Below are 4,029 nucleotides of genomic sequence, written 5' to 3' on the forward strand. Positions count from 1 at the left end.
TCCCATTCGAAAGAAGTAAGACCCCTTGAAGACGACGAGGTAGATAGGGCAGAGGTGGAAGTGCAGTAATGTACGGAGCTGACTGTTACTAATCGGTCGAGGGCTTATCCAGGAAGGTCAAGTGAAGATTCAAAGGTTGATGAAGTTCAATATGTGGTTTTGAAGGTATGTTACCTATGCACGAGTGGCTCAGTGGTGGAGTATCGCCTTGCCAAGGCGAGGGTCGCGGGTTCGAATCCCGTCTCGTGCTCGCTTTTTGAGGATATCCAGTGTGGGTATCCTCTTTTTTTGTGGAAAAAGAGTTTGCGATGCAGATGAAGTGTGGATAAGTAACTAAAATGAAAGGATCATCAAGTGGACAGCAGGTTTCTTGAGTGTTCGAGCCCTGCCGGGTTTGAACGGTTCGAATGTCTACGCTCCGCTCCGGTCGTCGCAGTCGAACGTCCCCCGGACGTTCTGCGACGCCTCGTGCTTTCAATAAGATGTGAAAAAGAGGAGATATCTGATGGATACCTCCTCTTTTTCGCATGTTCGAGCCCTGCCGGGCTCGAACGGTTCGAATGTCTACGTTCCACTCCGGTCGTCGCAGTCGAACGTCCCCCGGATGTTCGACTGCACTGGCTTTGCATTGTTCATCAGGATTGCCAATTCCGGCCCAGAGGAGGTCGTAAGGCGAATCCACAATAACAGCGGTATAGGTGAAAGTATTTATTCCGACATAATTAAATCAATGAGTGAATCAATGTGAACTTGCATCACATTAAGGCATGGAACTGATAAATCAATTCCTTTGAAAATCAATGGGAGTTCTGTGCATCCAAGTATGATTGTGTCAACGTTCTCATCTTGAATGATTCGTTCTGCAATTGTTCGAAAGTTGTTTTGAGTATCAGATACAACTTTCCCAAGTTCCAGTTCTGTTTCAATTTTTCTACCAATATACTCTTTCTCTGCCGCATCCGGTGTAATGACTTCGATACCTTTAGATTCGAAAGATTGCTGAAAAAAGGTTCCGTTCATGGTTGGAAGAGTTCCTAACAGGCAAACTTTTCTGTATCTGTGTGCTTTGGCAAATTCACTTGCGGTATCTACCATACTAACAAGCGGTACAGGAGATACTTTCGATAATGCATCAAAAACAATATGTGTTGTGATTCCGGTTAGAGCAGCGTATTGTACTCCTGCTGCAGAAAGTTGATTGATACCGTTGAGAAGATAATCTGTCAACCCATCATAATCCTGATTTTTGCATAAATTGAGTACGTCAAATACATTAAGACTTTCTATGGTGATATTGGGAAAGAAATTTTGACCACTTTTTTTCTGTACGCCATATTCTATGCTGCGATAATATTCAATGGTGGATTCTGGCCCTATTCCACCAATTAATCCTAACTTTTTCATTAATTTTACCTCTGAGTTTAGGAAAGTCTGCAAATATGTTCGTCTTCATGAATGCCTTGTGAAAAGCTTCTAATGACTTTCCTGACGGAATGGCATGTAGATATTCCACGGTACATTTATAAGAGTATAGTCTGTTTTTTAAATTCCTGTCCGATCTTATTCTGTTCTTTCATGCATGCAATAAATTTCTCACGGGTCACATCTTGCGGGCGGTACTGCCATTCGGTGGAAGTAAGAATTCTATCTGCCATGAGATCAAATTCATCTTCGGTGATATCGATATCATCGAAGCATACCGGAAGACCGATGCTTGCATTGAATTTCATGATCGTATCACGGAGAGTGTTCGCGCCTTCATAGGTGAGCAGGCAGAGAACACCGAGAGATACGACTTCGCCGTGCAGGTGTTCGTGACCATGACGCGTGATCGTGGAGCCGTTATAGACACAGTGCGCGAGGGAGGAATTGTAGTAATAATCCGGAATATGAGTCGTCATATTGGAAACGATACCGGTGGAGACGATGATATCCAAAGTGACCTGCATGAGGGCATCGCTGACTTTGTGCGCTTTTAAGGATGCGAGTGCCTCTTTTCCATAATCCAGGAGCGGTTGTGTGCAGACTTTACTGAGCTGGACACCCATTAACGGAGTATGGCTTAAGTGCTTACCTTTGCTGGAAAAAACAGCCTCACATTCTTTGGAGAGTGCGTCGCCGATTCCGGCCCAGAGGAGGTCATAAGGAGAATCCGCAATCACGGCGGTATTGATGAAGGTATGATCCGCAAGCTTCGGATAATAATATTCCCGGAAGGTGCCGTTGGCATTGTAGATGACACAGATGGCAGTCACGGCCGCGCAGTTGCTGGCAACGGTCGGGAAGGTAAATAGTGGTTTGTCAAGTTCGTTTGCTACATATTTTGCGGTGTCGCAGGCTCTTCCTCCACCGACACCAAAGATAATATCTGCGTTGCGGACAGCCGGATTCGCGATCAATGCATTGCCGTTCTCGTAGCTGGAATCACCGCCGTACCAGATGAAATCCGTGATCTCAAGATCGGAGCCCTTGATGCCTTCCAAGAGTGCATCTTTTGTTTTTTCCATGGCTGTTTTACCACCGATCACGACTGCCTTTTTTCCATAGTTTCTTGCGACGTATGGAAGTTCCTTGTAACAATTTTCACCGATGGAGTAATTAGGAAGATATACACTGTAACTCATTTGCTTCTGCCTTTCTTGTTCTTTCTTGTTGTGAGCTGACAAATATCCGGAATAAACAATATCTGTCAGATTGTGGGGGTAACTGTTAGAGGATAGAATAAACTATCCAGAGGCGTTACGGTTGATAGTAAAGATTTGTCATCAAAATGGATAACATATCAATATTATAGGCGTTTGGAAAAATAATTCAAGATGTTCTTAATTTATGTCCTTTAAATTTTCCTGCCATTGCACATCACATTGTGCTACTGCAGAAAACCAATGCATGTATGATCATGATTATGCACGAGGAGTGTGAGAGAAATAAGAAGATGCCAGATAGTTTCTAACTGTCCCAGCGGATTTTGAAAATAAGGAATATTTGAGCAGGAAAAAAAGTTCACAATTAATTCACAAAAAATTAGCACTCGCCTCTTGACAGTGCTAATCATATGTGCTATAGTACATACAGAACAAAGGAAGAGAGAAAGAAATCAAAGGGATGCAAAAAGTCCTGGAGATTTTCAGAATCTCCCAGACAATAGATTTCAGATATTCTGATTGGAGGAATGATTTATGTATATGCCGAGTATTTTTGGAGAGAGTTTATTTGATGATATGTTCCCGTTTGATGACAGCTTCTTTACTTCTAAGAAGAATCCGCTGTATGGAAAGAATGCTTCGAGAGTTATGAAAACTGATATCAAGGAGAATGAAGGTTCCTATGAACTGGACATCGATCTTCCGGGATTCAAGAAAGATGAGATCACTGCAGAATTGAAAGATGGTTATCTGACCGTCAGCGCTGCTAAGGGTCTTGATAAGGATGAGGAAGATAAGAAAGGTCACTATATCCGTCAGGAGCGTTATTCCGGAGCAATGAGCAGAACCTTCTATGTTGGCGAAGATGTAAAGCAGGAAGATATCAAGGCTAAATTTGAAAATGGTATCTTAAGCCTGTCCGTTCCGAAACCAGTTGAGCAGAAGAAGGTTGAAACTTCTAAGCGTATTGCGATCGAAGGTTAAGGAAGCGCGGCAGACAGTGAAAGCTACCTGCGGTGTATGGTATCAATGAAAATAACCTGTAGCTGAAAAGGACCGTTGCCTTTGCAGAGAGATCTGTGGGGCAGCGGTCCTTTTTTATGTAACAGGAAATTCATAGGAAGTTCCTGTTACATAAAAAGGCACTGACGTGCCCCAAATGCGCACTCGCGCGAAGATGCAGATTGTCGCAAGCGCCTGCGCGTGGCGCGAGAATGTGCCAAGGCACATTCTTTTATATAAAAGGTACAGCTGCACGTTATTGGTTTATCATAAAATCGGCAGAATACCCCCATTCCTCGTAGGTGGCGGGATGAATGCCACTATAACGATACACAGACAGATGTAAAACGGTAAGCAATTACAATTCTTTCTCTTCCCTTTT

The 4,029-nt window shown here is 43.3% G+C and carries 3 protein-coding genes, 1 tRNA gene and 1 rRNA gene; 3 read left to right on the top strand and 2 right to left on the bottom strand.

Annotated features, from left to right (window positions below; genetic code table 11):
- Both ABCW45_RS17530 and ABCW45_RS17535 read left to right on the top strand, forming a co-directional pair.
- Positions 1-112 (top strand): 23S ribosomal RNA (locus ABCW45_RS17530); the annotation flags it as partial.
- 66 nt (positions 113-178) lie between these two features.
- Positions 179-250: transfer RNA gene (locus ABCW45_RS17535), tRNA-Gly, on the top strand.
- Between the two features lie 458 nt (positions 251-708).
- Here the strand turns inward: ABCW45_RS17535 and ABCW45_RS17540 are convergent.
- Positions 709-1,404 (bottom strand): aspartate/glutamate racemase family protein, encoded by a 696-nt coding sequence (locus ABCW45_RS17540; protein WP_117471276.1) that lies wholly within the window; start codon positions 1,402-1,404, stop codon positions 709-711.
- 116 nt (positions 1,405-1,520) lie between these two features.
- Entirely contained in the window at positions 1,521-2,624 is a 1,104-nt protein-coding gene (locus tag ABCW45_RS17545; RefSeq protein ID WP_343221278.1) for an iron-containing alcohol dehydrogenase family protein, read from the bottom strand.
- Positions 2,625-3,179: 555 nt separating this feature from the next.
- Between ABCW45_RS17545 and ABCW45_RS17550 the strand changes: the two genes are divergently transcribed.
- Positions 3,180-3,629: an Hsp20/alpha crystallin family protein gene (locus tag ABCW45_RS17550; RefSeq protein ID WP_117553222.1), complete on the top strand. Its 450-nt coding sequence runs from the start codon at positions 3,180-3,182 to the stop codon at positions 3,627-3,629.
- The last annotated feature ends 400 nt before the right edge of the window (positions 3,630-4,029 follow it).

The sequence above is a fragment of the Pilosibacter fragilis genome, assembly GCF_032490495.1.
Taxonomy (GTDB): Bacteria; Bacillota; Clostridia; order Lachnospirales; family Lachnospiraceae; genus Pilosibacter; species Pilosibacter fragilis.